Below are 16,568 nucleotides of genomic sequence, written 5' to 3'. Positions count from 1 at the left end.
CCCCTCCGGCGGGGTGGCCGTGGGCGGGGGCTCTGCTCGACGGCGGCCGTGCGGCGGCCGACCGGTCAGGCCGCGAGCGGAGGCCGGTCGGCGGCGCGGCCCGGCCGGGGGCCGGGCGCGGCGCTCGCCGCGGCCCGCCGGGTTCAGGAGACCGGCGGCAGCAGGCGGTCGGTGACGATGCGGACGATCTCGCCCTGGTGGTGGGCCAGGTAGAAGTGGCCGCCGGGGAAGACGTGCAGGGCGGAGCCGCCGGTGGTGTGGTCGCGCCAGGACCCGGCCTCGTCGACGGTCGCCTTCTCGTCGCTGTCGCCGACCAGGGCGTCGACCGGGCAGGAGAGCGGCGGCCCCGGCCGGTAGCGGTAGGTCTCGACGGCCTTGTAGTCGGCGCGGACCGCGGGGAGGATCATCCGCAGCAGCTCCGGGTCCTGCAGGGCCCGCGGGTCGGTGCCGTCCAGCTTGCGGAGTTCCGCGACGATGCCGTCGACGCCCCGGAGGTGGACGTCCTCGTCCCGGTGCCGGGAGGGTGCGCGGCGGCCGGAGGCGAACAGGGCGACCGGCGGGGTGCCGAGGTCCTCCAGGCGCCGGGCGACCTCGAAGCCGACGACCGCGCCCATGCTGTGGCCGAACAGGGCGAGCGGCAGGTCGCGGTGGGGCAGCAGCGCCTCGGTGACCTGCTCGGCCAGCGCCTCGACGGTCTCGACGCAGGGTTCGTGGCGCCGGTCCTGCCGCCCCGGGTACTGGACCGCGAGGACCTCGATCCCGGCCGCCGTGGCGGCGGACATCGGGTACCAGTAGCTCGCCGACCCTCCCGCGTGGGGCAGGCAGACCAGGCGGACGCGGGCGTCCGGGGCCGGGTGGAAGCGGCGGATCCAGCTGTCGGCCGCGCCGTCGGTGAGCGTCATGGTGTTCCGGTGGTCCCTTCTGGACGGGGTCCTCGCCCCGCCGGCGGGTCCTCCCCACTCCGAGCCTGGTGCAGGCCGGACGGCCGGACAACCCCTCACCACCACCCCCCTTCTCCCGCGGCGGAGCCGGCCGGGACAAGGGCCCGTAGGGGAACCGTAGGGGTGCGGCCCCCGCGGACGGCTGGACGAGACTGCCACGGGATACCGAATGATGCGTCACCCCTCTCTGTTCTCCGGGAGCCCCCAGCCTCCCGTGCTGTTTCCGCGTGCCCAAGGAGCCGTTGACATGCCGCGTACCGAGCTGATCAGGCCGCTGCCCGAACTGCTGCGCTCCCAGGCCGCGTCGCTGCGCGACAAGCCGGCCTTCCGGGACGGCCGCCGGTCCGTGGGCTACGCCGAGCTGGAGCTCCGGACCGGACGGCTGGCCGGCCACCTGGCGGCCCTGGGCCTGGGCCGCGGCGGGCGGGTGGCGATCCACCTGGACGCCGGTGTCGAGGTGGTGGAGGCCTACCTGGCCGCCGTCCGGGCCGCCGGTGTCGCCGTCCCGGTCAACCCGCACTCCAGCGACGAGGAGCTGGCCCACATCCTGGACGACAGCGGCGCCGCCGTGGTCGTCACCGACGCCCGCCACCTGGACCAGGTGCTGCGGCTTCGGGCCGACCGGCCCGGGCTGCTGGTGGTCGTCTCCGGTCCGACGGCGCAGGCGCCGCAGGGGCCGCAGGGGCCGCAGGGGCCGCAGGGGCCGCAGGCGGCGCGGGACCTGCCGTCGTTCGAGGCGCTGGCCACCGTCGAGCCCCCCGTGCCGCCGCGCGACGACCTCGGCCTGGACGAGACCGCCTTCATGCTCTACACCTCGGGCTCCACCGGCGCCCCCAAGGGCGTGCTGTCGACCCAGCGCAGCTGCCTGTGGTCGGTGGCGTCCTGCTACGCGCCGCTGCTCGGGCTCTCCCGCGACGACCTGGTGCTCTGGCCGCTGCCGCTGTTCCACAGCCTGGCGCACATCGTCTGCGTGGTCGGCGTCACCGCGACCGGCGCGACCGCGCACATCATGCCGGGCTTCTCCGCGGACGAGGTACTGGCCGAGCTGCGCGGCGACGCGTACACCTTCCTCGCCGGGGTGCCCGCCCTCTACCACCACCTGCTGCGGGAGGCCGACGCCGGGCGGCTGGACATGCCGCGGCTGCGGGTCTGCCTGTCGACCGGCGCGGTCACCTCGGCCTCGCTGGCCCGGGACTTCGAGGACGCGTTCGGCGTCCCGCTGCTCAACAGCTACGGCTCCACCGAGACCTGCGGCGCGATCGCGACCGAGGCGCCGGGCGCCGAGCGGGTCTCCGGTTCGTGCGGCCTGCCGGTCCCCGGCCTGGAGGTGCGGGTGGTCGACCCGGAGACCGGGATCGACACCGCCCCCGGGACGGAGGGCGAGGTGTGGGTGCGCGGGCCGAGCCTGATGCAGGGCTACCACAACCGGCCGGAGGCCACCGCCGAGGCGCTGCGGGACGGTTGGTACCGGACCGGCGACCTGGCGGTCCGGGCGGCCGGCGGCCAGCTGACGATCAGCGGGCGGCGCAAGGAGCTGATCATCCGGGGCGGGGAGAACATCCACCCGGGCGAGATCGAGGACGTCGTCCGCACGGTGCCCGGTGTGCTGGACGTCGCCGTGGCGGGCCGGCCGGACGAGGTGCTCGGCGAGGTGCCGGTCGCGTTCGTGGTCGCCGCGCCGGAGGGCGTCGACGCCGAGCTGGTCTTCGCCGCCTGCGCCGAGCAGCTGTCCTGGTTCAAGGTGCCGCAGGAGGTCCGGGCGATCGCCGCCGTGCCGCGCACCGCCTCGGGCAAGGTCACCCGGCACCGGCTGTTCGACCAGCCCGGCACCCTGCTCGGCGCCCGGGGCGTCCGGCAGGAGTCGCTGTACCGGATGGACTGGGTGCCGCTGCCCGCCGGGCCCGTGGAGCCGGTGCGCGCCGCGCTGCTGGCGAGCCCGTCGGACGGAGCCGCCCGGCTGAACGAACCGGACGGCCTGAACGGAGCGGACGGACTGGACGGCCTGGGCGGACCGGACGGCCTGGCGGTCGACCGCTACGCCGACCTGGCGGAGCTCACCGCGGCCGGTGCGCCCGAGGTCGTCTACCTGCCCTGGCCCGCCGCCGGCGCGGAGCCGGTCGCGGACGCGGCCCGGCGGACCGCCCGCGAGGCCGCCGAACTGCTGACCCGCTGGCTCGCCGACGACCGGCTGCGGGAGACCCGCCTGGTGGTGCTGACCCGGGGCGCGCTGGCCGTGCACCCGGGCGAGGAGGTCCCGGGGCTGGCGCAGGCTCCGCTCTGGGGGCTGCTGCGCGCCGCGCAGACCGCGCACCCCGGCCGCTTCACCGTGGCCGACCTGGACGGCGAGTCCGCCTCCGCGGCCGCCCTGCCGGCCGGCCTGGCCACCGGCGAGCCGCAGTTCGCCGTCCGCGCCGGGGTGCTGCGGGCGCCCCGCCTGGTGCCGGTCACCGCCGCCGCGTCCGGCCGCCGCCTCGACGGCACCGTGCTGGTCACCGGCGCCGGCGGGACGGCCGCGGCCGCGATCGCCCGGCGGCTGGTCGCCGAGCACGGCGTCCGGCACCTGGTGCTGGCCTCCACCACCCCCGACTCGGCCGCGCTGGCCGTGGAGTTGAGCGAGTCCGGCGCGGAGGTCACCCTGGCCGCCTGCGACGCCGCCGACCGCGCGTCCGTCGCCGAGCTGCTCGCGGGCGTCCCGGCCGAGCACCCGCTCACCGCGGTGGTGCACGCGGCCGGCTCCCCCGTGCTGGCCGCCGGCGGGCAGGCCGACCGCTGGGTGCGGACCGGCGTCGACGGCGCGGTGGCCCTGCACGAGCTCACCGCCGGGCTCGACCTGACGGCCTTCCTGCTGGTCTCCTCCACCGGTGCCCTGCGGGGCGCGGAGGACGGCGACCGCGGCGGCTGCGCCGCGTTCCTGGACGCGCTGGCCCAGCACCGCCGCGCCACCGGCCGGCACGCCGTGTCGCTGGCCTGGGACACCACCGACCCGGGCGCCGTGTCCGACGCCGAGCTGGGCGCGCTGCTGGACTCCGCGCTGGGCGGCGCCGACACCCCCGTGGTCGCCACCCGGGACACCACCGGCGTCCTCTTCCGCGACCCGGCCGCCGCCGACGGCGCGGCGGACACCGTGTTCGCCGCCCGGCTGCGCGCGCTGCCCCGGGCGGAGGCCCGGCAGACGCTGCTCGGCCTGGTGCGGGCCGAGGCGGCCGGGGTGCTCGGCCGGGGCCTGCCGCGGACGATCGCGCCCGAGCGGGCCTTCAAGGACCTCGGGGTGGACTCCGCCTCGGCCGTCCGGCTGCGCAACCGGCTGCGGACCGCGCTCGGCCTGCGCCTCCCGGCGACCGTGGTCTTCGACCACCCCACCCCGGCCCGGCTGGCCGGCTTCCTGCTCGCCGGACTCCTCGACGAGGCACCGGCCCCGGCCGCCCCCGCCCGTCCGGCGGTGGCGGCGGACGAGGACCCGATCGCGATCGTCGCGATGAGCTGCCGCTACCCGGGCGGAGCCATCACCCCCGAGGCCCTGTGGCAGCTGGTCGCCGAGGGCCGGGACGCCGTCTCGGAGTTCCCGACGGACCGCGGCTGGGACACCGACGCCCTGTTCGGCGGCGCCCCCGGCTCGGTCGGCAGCTCCTCGGTCCAGGAGGGCGGATTCCTCTACGACAGCGCCGACTTCGACCCCGACTTCTTCGGCATCAGCCCGCGCGAGGCCCTCGCCATGGACCCGCAGCAGCGGCTGCTGCTGGAGACCTCCTGGGAGGCCATGGAACGGGCCGGGATCGACCCGGAGGCCCTGCGCGGCAGCCGGACCGGCGTGTTCACCGGCGTGATGTTCCACGACTACGCCAGCCGGCTGCCCCGGGTGCCCGAGGAGGTGGAGGGGTACCTCGGCACCGGCACCGCGGGCAGCGTCGCCTCCGGCCGGGTGTCGTACACCTTCGGCTTCGAGGGCCCGGCGATCACCGTGGACACCGCCTGCTCCTCCTCCCTGGTGGCCCTGCACCTGGCGGTCGCGGCCCTGCGGCGCGGGGAGTGCGACCTCGCCCTGGCGGGCGGCGTGGCGCTGATGGCGACGCCCGAGGTGTTCGTCGAGTTCAGCCGCCAGCGCGGCCTCGCCGAGGACGGGCGCTGCAAGTCCTTCGCCGCCTCCGCCGACGGCACCGGCTGGGCCGAGGGTGCGGGTGTGCTGCTGGTCGAGCGGCTGTCGGACGCCCGCCGCAACGGGCACCCGGTGCTGGCCCTGGTCCGCGGCACGGCGGTGAACCAGGACGGCGCGTCCAACGGGCTGACCGCCCCGAGCGGCCCGGCGCAGGAGCGGGTGATCCGCGAGGCGCTGGCCGCCGCGGGCCTGGCCCCGGCCGAGGTCGACGCGGTGGAGGCGCACGGCACGGGCACGAAGCTGGGCGACCCGATCGAGGCCAACGCGCTCCTCGCCACCTACGGCCAGGACCGTGAACTTCCGCTGCTGCTCGGCTCGTTGAAGTCGAACATCGGGCACGCCCAAGCGGCCGCCGGGGTCGGCGGCATCATCAAGATGGTGCTGGCGATGCGGCACGGGGTGCTGCCGCGCACCCTGCACGTGGACACGCCGACGCCGCACGTCGACTGGACGGCGGGCGCGGTGGAGCTGCTGACCGAGGACCGGGAGTGGCCGGAGACCGGTCGCCCGCGCCGGGCCGGCGTCTCCTCCTTCGGCGTCAGCGGCACCAACGCCCACGTCATCATCGAACAGCCCGTCGTGGAGGAAGGCCCCACCGGCGGGCCCGCCGCGCACGGCGTGCTGCCGCTGCTGCTGTCCGCGAAGTCGGCGGACGCCCTGCGCGCCCAGGCCGCGCTGCTCCAGGACTCCGAGGCCGCCCCGCTCGACCTCGCCCACTCGCTCGCGACGACCCGCTCGCTGTTCAACCACCGTGCGGTGGTGCTCGGTTCGGACCGCACCGAGCTGACCGAAGGGCTCCGGGCACTCGCCGAGGGCACCGAGAGCGCCACCGCGCTGACCGGTACGGCGGACGCCACCGGCGGGACCGTCTTCGTGTTCCCCGGGCAGGGCTCGCAGTGGGTCGGGATGGCCGTCGAACTCCTCGACAGCGAGCCGGTGTTCGCCGCGCGGATCACCGAATGCGCCGACGCCCTCGCCGAGTTCACCGACTGGAACCTGATCGACGTCCTGCGCGGCGCCGAGGGCGCACCCGGCTACGACCGGGTCGACGTCGTCCAGCCCGCCCTCTGGGCCGTCATGGTCTCCCTCGCCGCCCTCTGGCAGGCGTACGGAATCGAGCCCGACGCCGTCATCGGCCACTCCCAGGGCGAGATCGCCGCCGCCACCGTCGCCGGCGCCCTCACCCTCCAGGACGGCGCCCGCGTCGTCGCCCTGCGCTCCCAGGCCATCACCGCCATCGCCGGAAACGGCGGCATGGTGTCGCTCTCCCAGTCCGCCGAGGACGCGCTCGCCACCATCGCGCCGTGGGCCGACCGCGTCTCCGTCGCGGCCGTCAACGGCCCCTCCTCCGCCGTCGTCGCCGGGGACGCCGACGCCCTGGACGAGCTGCTGCGGCGGTGCGCCGCCGACGGCACCCAGGCCCGCCGGATCAACGTCGACTACGCCTCGCACTCGGCCCATGTCGAGGCCCTGCAGACCGAGTTGCTCGACCTGCTCGCCCCCGTCACCCCGCACGGCGCCGACATCCCGTTCTGGTCCACCGTCGACAGCCGCTGGCTGGACACCACGACGATGGACGCCGCCTACTGGTACCGCAACCTCCGCCAGACCGTCCGACTCGCCGACGCCACCCGCCAGTTGGCCGAGCAGGGCCACGACCTCTTCATCGAGGTCAGCCCCCACCCCGTCCTCACCGGCGCCATCCAGGACACCCTCCACCACACCACCGCCCACACCCTCGGCACCCTGCGCCGCGACCACGGCGGCACCCGCCGCTTCCTCACCTCCCTCGCCGAAGCCCACGTCCACGGCGCCCCCGCCGACTTCACCCCGCTCCTCACCGCCGGCCACCGCACCGACCTCCCCACCTACCCCTTCCAGCGCAACCGCTACTGGCTGGAGGCGGCCCCCGGCGCCTCGGACGTGACCGCCGTCGGCCTGGCCGCGGCCGACCACCCGATGCTCGGCGCGGCCGTCCCGCTCGCCGACGGGCACGGCCACCTGCTGACCGGCCTGATCTCGCGCACCACCCACCCGTGGCTGGCCGACCACACCGTCATGGGCACCACCCTGCTGCCCGGGACCGCCATGGTGGACCTGGCCGTCCGGGCCGGCGACGAGGTCGGCTGCGGCCGCCTCGACGAACTCACCCTGGAAGCCCCGCTGGTGCTGCCCGAGCAGGGCGCCGTCCAGGTCCAGGTGGTGGTCGGCGAGGCCGACGCCACCGGCGCCCGGCCGGTCGGCCTGCACTCGCGGCCGCAGGACGCCGCGGCCTCCCGGCCGTGGACCCGGCACGCCGCGGGCACCCTCTCCCCCGCCGCTCCCGCCGCCCCCGCGGACCTCACCCAGTGGCCGCCGGCCGGCGCCGAACCGCTGCCGGTCGAGGACCTGTACGAGCGGCTGCCCGCCGGGTACGGACCGGCGTTCCAGGGTGTCCGCGCGGCCTGGCGGCGCGGCGAGGAGGTGTTCAGCGAGGTCGTGCTGAGCGAAGAAGTCGCGGACCGGTCGGCCCGCTACGGGCTGCACCCCGCGCTGCTGGACGCCGCCCTGCACGCCATGGACCTCGGCGCCGTCCGGCACCGCGAGGAGTCCGCCGAGGGCCACCTGGCGTTCGCCTGGAGCGGGGTCTCGCTGCATGCCGCCGGCGCGACCGCCCTGCGGGTCCGGCTCTCCCCGGCCGGCCTGGACTCGGTCGCCCTGGAGGCCTCCGACGAGCACGGCGTGCCGGTGGTCTCGGTGGAGGGCCTGGCCGTCCGGCCAGTCTCCTCCGACCAGCTGCGCGCGGTCCACGCCGGGCCCGACGGCGACTCGCTGTTCCGCGTCGACTGGACGGACCTGCCCGGGGCCGCCCCGGTCACCGGCCGCTACGCCCTGGTCGGCGAGGACGCCCTCGGCCTGGCCGCCGGGCTCACCGCGGCGGGCAGCACGGTGGACGCGTACCCCGACCTGGCCGCCCTCGCCGCCGCCGACGGCGCCGCCCCCGACACCGTCCTGCTGCCCCTCGCACCGGGCGCCGCACCGGAGTTGGTCCCCGCCGTGCGGGCGGCCACCCACGCGCTGCTGGGCCTGCTCCAGCAGTGGCTCGCCGAGGAGCGCTTCGCCGAGAGCCGCCTGGTCGTGCTCACCCGGGGCGCGGTGGCCGGGGACGGCCCGGGCGACGGCCTGCCGGACCTGGTGACCGCCCCGCTGTGGGGCCTGGTCCGCTCGGCGCAGTCCGAGCACCCGGACCGGATCGTCCTGGTCGACCTGGACGCGCAGGACGCCTCCTACCGCGCCCTGCCCGCCGCCCTGGCTGGCGACGAGCCGCAACTGCTGCTGCACGACGGCTCGGTACGGGCCGCGCGGCTCACCCGGGTGCGGCCCGCCGAGCAGGGCGCCCCGGCGCTCGACCCGAACGGGACGGCCCTGGTCACCGGGGCCACCGGCGGCCTCGGCGTGCTCGCCGCCCGCCACCTGGTCGCCGCCCACGGCGTCCGGCACCTGCTGCTGACCAGCCGCCGCGGCGAGGCCGCCGAGGGCGCCGCCGAACTCCTCGCCGAGCTGCGCGCGACGGGCGCCGAGGTCACCCTGGCCGCCTGCGACGTCGCCGACCGCTCCGCCCTCGCCGAGCTGCTGGCCGGCGTCCCGGCCGAGCACCCGCTCACCGCCGTGGTGCACACCGCCGGGATCGTCGACGACGGCGTGATCGAGACGCTCACCGACGGGCAGTTCGACCGGGTGCTCGCGCCCAAGCTCTCCGGCGCGCTCAACCTGGCCGAGCTCACCCGCGACGCGGACCTGGCCGCCTTCGTGCTCTACTCCTCCGCCGCCGCCGTGTTCGGCGCCGGCGGGCAGGCCAACTACGCCGCCGCCAACGCCTTCCTCGACGCCTACGCCCGGCACCTGCGAGCCGAGGGCCGGCCGGCCGTCTCGCTGGCCTGGGGCCTGTGGGCGGAGCGCAACGGCATGGGCGGCCGGCTCACCGGCACCGACCTGCGCCGGATGGCCGGCGTCGGCACCGCGGCGCTCTCCGCCGAGGAGGGCCTCGCCCTGCTGGACGCCGCCCGCGCGGCCGGCGAACCGGCGCTGATGCCGATCCGGCTCGACCTGGCCGCCGTGCGCGCCCAGTCCGACGCCGTCCACCCGCTGCTGCGCGGACTGGTCCGCACCCGCTCGGGCCGGCGGCGCCCGACCGACCGGGCCGGCGGCTCGGCCCTCGCCCAGCGGCTGGCCGGGCTGACCGGGCCCGAGTGCGACCGGGAGCTGCTGGACCTCGTCCGCGCCACCGCCGGCACCGTGCTCGGGTACCCGGCCGGCACGGCGGTGGACCCCGAACGGACCTTCAAGGAGCTGGGCTTCGACTCCCTCACCGCGGTCGAGCTCCGCAACCGCCTGCACGGCTCGACGGGCCTGCGCCTGCCCGCCACGCTGATCTTCAACTACCCGACCCCGAAGGCCCTGGCCGGCCACCTGCGCGAGCAGGTGCTCGGCGACCGGCTCCCGGCCGCCGCACCGGCCGCGGCCACCACCGCGGCGGCCCGGGACGACGACCCGATCGCGATCGTCGGCATGGGCTGCCGCTTCCCGGGCGGCGTGCGCACCCCGGAGGACCTGTGGGAGCTGGTCCTCGCCGGGCGCGACGCGGTCGGCGCCCTGCCGACCGACCGCGGCTGGGACCTCGACGGGCTCTACGACCCCGACCCCGACCGGGTCGGCACCTCGTACACCCGCGAGGGCGGATTCCTGTACGACGTCGCCGAGTTCGACGCGGCGTTCTTCGGGATCAGTCCGCGCGAGGCGCACGCCATGGACCCGCAGCAGCGGCTGCTGCTGGAGACCTCCTGGGAGGCCTTCGAGCGGGCCGGCGTCGACCCGGTGTCCGTCCGGGGCGGGCAGGTCGGCGTGTTCGTCGGCACCCACGGCCAGGACTACGGCACCCTGCTGGCCGCCGCCCCGCCCGGCAACGAGGGCTACCTGGTCACCGGCAACGCGGCCAGCGTGGTCTCCGGCCGGATCTCCTACGCGCTCGGCCTGGAAGGGCCGGCCGTGACCATCGACACCGCCTGCTCCTCCTCGCTGGTGGCGCTCCACCTCGCCGTCCAGGCGCTGCGCGCCGGCGAGTGCTCGATGGCGCTCGCGGCCGGTGCCGCCGTGATGGCCACCCCCGAGGGCCTGGTGGCGTTCAGCCGCCAGCGCGGCCTCGCCGAGGACGGGCGCTGCAAGGCCTTCGCGGCGGCCGCCGACGGCTTCGGCATGGCCGAGGGCGTGGGCGTGCTGCTGGTCGAGCGACTGTCGGACGCCCGCCGCAACGGGCACCCGGTGCTGGCGGTCGTCCGGGCCACCGCGATCAACCAGGACGGCGCCTCCAACGGGCTCACCGCCCCCAACGGCCCCGCCCAGGAACGCGTCATCCGCCAGGCCCTGGCCACCGCCGGCCTCACCGCCGCCGACGTGGACGCCGTCGAGGCGCACGGCACCGGCACCCGGCTCGGCGACCCGATCGAGGCCAACGCCCTGCTCGCCACCTACGGCCAGGACCGCGAACTGCCGCTCCAGCTCGGCTCGGTGAAGTCCAACCTCGGCCACACCCAGAGCGCGGCGGGCGCGGCGGGCATCATCAAGATGGTGCTGGCGATGCGCCACGGGGTGCTGCCCCGGACCCTGCACGTGGACGAGCCGACGCCGCACGTCGACTGGTCGGCGGGCGCGGTGGAGCTGCTCACCGAGGAGCGGGAGTGGCCGCAGACCGGCCGTCCGCGCCGGGCCGGTGTCTCCTCCTTCGGCGTCAGCGGCACCAACGCCCACGTCATCCTCGAACAGCCCTCCCCGGAGGCCCCGGCCGGCGAGCCCGCCGCGCACGGCGTGCTGCCGCTGCTGCTGTCCGCGAAGTCGGCGGACGCCCTGCGCGCCCAGGCCGCGCTGCTCCAGGAGTCCGAGGCCGCCCCGATCGACCTCGCCCACTCGCTGGCGACGACCCGCTCGCTGTTCAACCACCGTGCGGTGGTGCTCGGTTCGGACCGCACCGAGCTGACCGAAGGCCTCCGGGCACTCGCCGAGGGCACCGAGAGCGCCGCCGTGGTCGAGGGCACCGTCTCCACCACCGGACGCACGGTGTTCGTGTTCCCCGGCCAGGGCTCGCAGTGGGCCGGCATGGCCGTCGAACTCCTCGACAGCGAGCCGGTGTTCGCCGCCCGCATCACCGAATGCGCCGACGCCCTCGCCGAGTTCACCGACTGGAACCTCATCGACGTCCTCCGCGGCGCCGACGGCGCACCCGGCTACGACCGGGTCGACGTCGTCCAGCCCGCCCTCTGGGCCGTCATGGTCTCCCTCGCCACCCTCTGGCAGGCGTACGGAATCCACCCCGACGCCGTCATCGGCCACTCCCAGGGCGAGATCGCCGCCGCCACCGTCGCCGGCGCGCTCACCCTCCAGGACGGCGCCCGCACCGTCGCCCTGCGCTCCCAGGCCATCACCGCCATCGCCGGAAACGGCGGCATGGTCTCCGTCGCCCTCCCGGCCGAGGACATCGACCTCACCCCCTGGCAGAACCGGATCTCCGTCGCCGCCGTCAACGGCCCCTCCTCGGCGGTCGTCGCCGGAGACGCCGACGCCCTCGACGAACTCGTCGAGCGCTTCACGGCGGACGGCATCCGTGCCCGCCGGGTCACCGTGGACTACGCCTCGCACTCGGCCCATGTCGAGTCCCTGCAGGCCGAGTTGCTCGACCTGCTCGCCCCCGTCACCCCGCGCGGCGCCGACATCCCGTTCTGGTCCACCGTCGACAGCCGCTGGCTGGACACCACGACGATGGACGCCGCCTACTGGTACCGCAACCTCCGCCAGACCGTCCGACTCGCCCACGCCACCCAGCAGTTGGCCGAACAGGGCCACGACCTCTTCATCGAGGTCAGCCCCCACCCCGTCCTCACCGGCGCCATCCAGGACACCCTCCACCACACCACCGCCCACACCCTCGGCACCCTGCGCCGCGACCACGGCGGCACCCGCCGCTTCCTCACCTCCCTCGCCGAAGCCCACGTCCACGGCGCCCCCGCCGACTTCACCCCGCTCCTCACCGCCGGCCACCGCACCGACCTCCCCACCTACCCCTTCCAGCGCAACCGCTACTGGCTGGACACCGTGGCCGGTGCGGCCGCCGTCACCACGGCGGGCCTCACCGCCCCCGAGCACCCCCTGCTCGGCGCGGCCGTGCCGCTCGCGGACGGCCACGGCCACCTGCTGACCGGGCTGCTCTCCCGGCACAGCACGCCGTGGCTGGCCGACCACACCGTGATGGGCGCGACCCTGCTGCCCGGAACGGCGTTCCTGGAGCTGGCCGTCCGGGCCGGCGACGAGGTCGGCTGCGGCCGCCTCGACGAACTCACCCTGGAAGCCCCGCTGGTCCTGCCCGAGCGCGGTGGCGTCCGGCTCCAGGTCCTGGTCGGCGCGGAGCAGGACGGCCTCCGTCCGCTGCGGATCGACTCCCGCCCGGCCGACGCCGCCGAGGACGAGCCGTGGACCCGGCACGCCTCGGGCACGCTCTCCGCGGCCACCGACGCGACCACCGACGCGGCGGCCGACACGGCAGCCGACGAGTCCGCCGCGGACCTCACCGCGTGGCCGCCGGCCGGCGCGACCCCGCTGGACGTCACCGACGCCTACCAGCGGCTCGCCGACGCCGGGGTGGACTACGGCCCGGCCTTCCAGGGCCTGCGAGCCGCCTGGCAGCACGGCGACCAGGTCTACGCCGAGGTCGCCCTGCCCGCCACCGAGCAGGCCGCGGCCGCCCGCTACGGGCTGCACCCGGCGCTGCTGGACGCCGCCCTGCACGCGATGGGCCTGGTGCCGGACGCCGAGCAGGGCAGGCTCGCCTTCTCCTGGGGCGGGATCCGGCTGCACGCGAGCGGCGCGACCGCGCTGCGCGTCCGGCTGGCCCGGACGGCTCCGGAGACCCTGTCGCTGACCGTCGCGGACCTCGGCGGCGCGCCCGTCGCCTCGGTGGACTCGCTGCTGCTGCGGCCCGTCTCCGCCGAGCGGCTGCGCACCGCCGACCGGGCCGTGCGCGAGTCGCTGCTGCGGATCGAGTGGCTGCCGGTGCCGGCCGGCGACCCGGCCGCCCGCTCCTGGACGCTCCTCGGCACCGACCGCACCGACAGCACGGACAGCACGGACAGCGCCGACCGCACGGACTGCCTGGCCGCCCTGGCCGAGCTGGGCTCGGCGGTGGACGCCGGCGCGGCCGTGCCCGACGTGGTCGCGGTGGAACTCGCCCCGTACCAGGGGTCCGAGGCGACGGACGAGCTGGCCGCCGCGGTCGGCGCGACGACCGTACGGGTGCTGCGACTCGTCCAGGAGTGGCTGGTGGACCCGCGGTTCGCCGAGGCCCGGCTGGCCGTGCTGACCCGCGGCGCGGTCGCCACCGGGGAGGGTGCGCCCGATCCGGTCCTGGCCGCCGTGTGGGGCCTGGTCCGCTCCGCGCAGTCGGAGAACCCGGACCGGCTGGTCCTGGTCGACCACGACGGCGGTGAACTGCCGCTGGCCGCACTGCCGGTGGACACCGAGCCGCAGCTGGCCGTCCGGCGGGGCGCCCTGCTCGCCCCGCGCCTGGCCAAGGCGCCGACCGCCGCCGGGAAGCCGGCTGATGGTGCGCAGGCCCCGCTGGACGTCTCCGGGACCGTCCTGGTCACCGGCGCGATCGGCGGACTGGGCGAGCTGACCGCCCGCCACCTGGTCGCCGCCCACGGCGCCCGGCACCTGCTGCTGACCAGCCGGCGCGGCCCGGCGGCCGAGGGCGCCGCCGAACTCCTCGCCGAGCTGCGCGCGGCGGGCGCCGAGGTCACCCTGGCCGCCTGCGACGTCGCCGACCGCTCCGCCCTCGCCGAGCTGCTCGCCGCCGTCCCCGCCGAGCACCCGCTCACTGCCGTGGTGCACACCGCGGGCGTGGTGGACGACGGAACCGTCCTCTCCCTCTCCCCCGAGCAGTTCGACCGGGTGCTCGCACCCAAGGTCACCGGCGCGCTCAACCTGCACGAACTGGCGGGCGACGTCGGCGGGTTCGTCCTCTTCTCGGCCGCGGCCGGTGTGCTCGGCAACCCCGGGCAGGCCAACTACGCCGCCGCCAACTGCTTCCTGGACGCCCTGGCGCAGCGCCGCCGCGCCCAGGGCCGGCCGGCCGTCTCGATGGCCTGGGGCCTGTGGCAGGAGCGGTCCGGCATGGCCGGGCGCCTCGTCGACGCCGACCTGGAGCGGATCGTGCGGGGCGGCGCGGTGCCGATGAGCGCCGAGACCGGACTGGCCCTGTTCGACGCGGCCGTGGCCTCGGGCGAAGCGGTGCTGGTGCCGATCCAGCTGGACCGGGCCCACCTGCGCGGCCGTGCGGCCACCGTCCCCGCGCTGCTGCGCGGCCTGGCCTCCGGTGGCCCGGGCCGCCGCACGGCCGGTGCCCCGGACGCCGCTCCGGCGGGCGGTCTGGCCGGGCGCCTGGCCGGGCTCTCCGGCGAGGACCGTCGGCGGACCGTGCTGGACCTGGTCCGCGGCCACGTCGCCGCGGTGCTCGGGCACGACTCGGGCGACGCCGTGGAGGAGGAGAAGGCGCTCAAGGAGCTGGGCTTCGACTCGCTGACCGCGGTGGAGCTGCGCAACCGGCTCAACTCCGCGACCGGGCTGCGCCTTCCGGCGACCCTGGTGTTCAACCACCCGACGCCGCGCGCGCTCGCCGCGCACCTGGTCGAGGAGCTGCTCGGCGCGGACACGGACGACTCCGCCCCGGCCCCGGCGGCGGTGGCGGTCACGGCCGACCCCGACGAGCCGATCGCGATCGTCGCGATGAGCTGCCGCTTCCCCGGGGGGATCGCCACCCCGGAGGCGCTGTGGGAGGTGCTCGCCGAGGGCGGTTCGGTGCTCTCGGAGTTCCCGGCCGACCGCGGCTGGGACCTGGAGGGCATCTACCACCCCGAGCCGGGCACCCCGGGCCGCACCTACACCCGGACCGGCGGCTTCCTGACCGACGTGGCCGGGTTCGACCCGGCGTTCTTCGGGATCAACCGCCGTGAGGCGCTGGCGATGGACCCCCAGCAGCGCCTGCTGCTGGAGACCTCCTGGGAGGCCTTCGAGCGGGCCGGGATCGACCCGCTCGGCCTGCGCGGCAGCCGGACCGGCGTGTACGCCGGCATGGTCTACCACGACTACGCGACCTGGGTTCAGGACGTGCCGGAGGAGGTCGACGGCTACCTCGGCAACGGCAGCGCGGCCAGCGTGGCCACCGGCCGGGTGGCGTACGCGCTGGGCCTGGAGGGCCCGGCCGTCACCGTGGACACCGCCTGCTCCTCCTCGCTGGTCGCCCTGCACTTCGCGGCGGCCGCCCTGCGGCGCGGCGAGTGCGACCTGGCGCTGGCCGGCGGCGTGACCGTGATGTCCACGCCGAAGCTGCTGATCGAGTTCGCCCGCCAGCGCGGCCTCGCCGAGGACGGCCGCTGCAAGGCCTTCGCGGCCGGCGCCGACGGCACCGGGTTCTCCGAGGGCATCGGCATGCTGCTGGTCGAGCGGCTGTCGGACGCCCGCCGCAACGGGCACCCCGTGCTGGCGGTGCTGCGCGGCAGCGCCGTCAACCAGGACGGCGCCTCCAACGGTCTCACCGCCCCGAACGGCACCGCGCAGGAGCGGGTGATCCGCCAGGCGCTGGCCGCCGCCGGTCTCGCCGCGGGCGAGGTGGACGTGGTGGAGGCGCACGGCACGGGCACCAAGCTGGGCGACCCGATCGAGGCCCAGGCACTGCTGGCCACCTACGGCCAGGACCGCGAACTGCCTTTGCTGCTCGGCTCGGTGAAGTCCAACCTCGGCCACACCCAGGCCGCGGCGGGCGTCGCCGGGGTGATCAAGACGGTGCTCGCGATGCGCAACGGCGTCCTGCCGGGCACCCTGCACGTCGACGAGCCCTCGCCGCACGTGGACTGGACCGCCGGAGCGGTCGAGCTGGCCACCGCGACGCGGGACTGGCCGGAGACCGGCCGCCCGCGCCGGGCCGGCGTCTCCTCCTTCGGCATCAGCGGCACCAACGCCCACCTCGTCCTGGAGCAGGGCGACCCGGCGCCGACGGCCCCCGAGCGGACCCACGAGGGCCCGGCCGTACGGCCGTTGGTGCTCGCCGGCCGGTCCGAGGAGGCGCTGCGCGGCCAGGCCGGGCGACTGCTGGAGCTGGTCGAGGAGCGGCCGGAGCTGCACCCGGCCGACCTCGGGCTCTCCCTGGCCACCACGCGCTCGCAGTTCCCGCACCGGGGTGCCGTGGTCGCCGCGGACCGGGACGGCCTGCTGGCCGGGCTGCGGGCCCTGGCCGCCGGGACGCCGCAGGCGCCCGGTGTGCTGAGGGCGGTGGCGGCCTCCGGCCGGACGGCCTTCCTGTTCACCGGCCAGGGCGCCCAACGCGTGGGCATGGGAAGCGAGTTGTACGCGGCGTACCCGGTGTTCGCGGCGGCGTTCGACGAGGTCTGCGCCGA

The 16,568-nt window shown here is 76.8% G+C and carries 2 protein-coding genes; one reads left to right on the top strand and one right to left on the bottom strand.

Translation table 11 applies throughout. The features are described 5' to 3' along the window. Positions 1-143: 143 nt before the first annotated feature. Entirely contained in the window at positions 144-902 is a 759-nt protein-coding gene (locus ACFU7Z_RS19505) for a thioesterase II family protein (protein ID WP_049660158.1), read from the bottom strand. Between the two features lie 286 nt (positions 903-1,188). Here ACFU7Z_RS19505 and ACFU7Z_RS19500 point away from each other — a divergent pair. Continuing rightward, positions 1,189-16,568, top strand: a 15,380-nt coding sequence (locus ACFU7Z_RS19500) for an SDR family NAD(P)-dependent oxidoreductase (RefSeq protein WP_380778472.1), incomplete at its 3' end; no start/stop codon positions are given.

It is taken from the genome of Kitasatospora sp. NPDC057518, from assembly GCF_042802075.1.
Lineage (GTDB): Bacteria > Actinomycetota > Actinomycetes > Streptomycetales > Streptomycetaceae > Kitasatospora.
The sequence above is the reverse complement of the archived record's forward strand: the minus strand, read 5'-3'. Positions and strand labels throughout refer to the sequence as shown.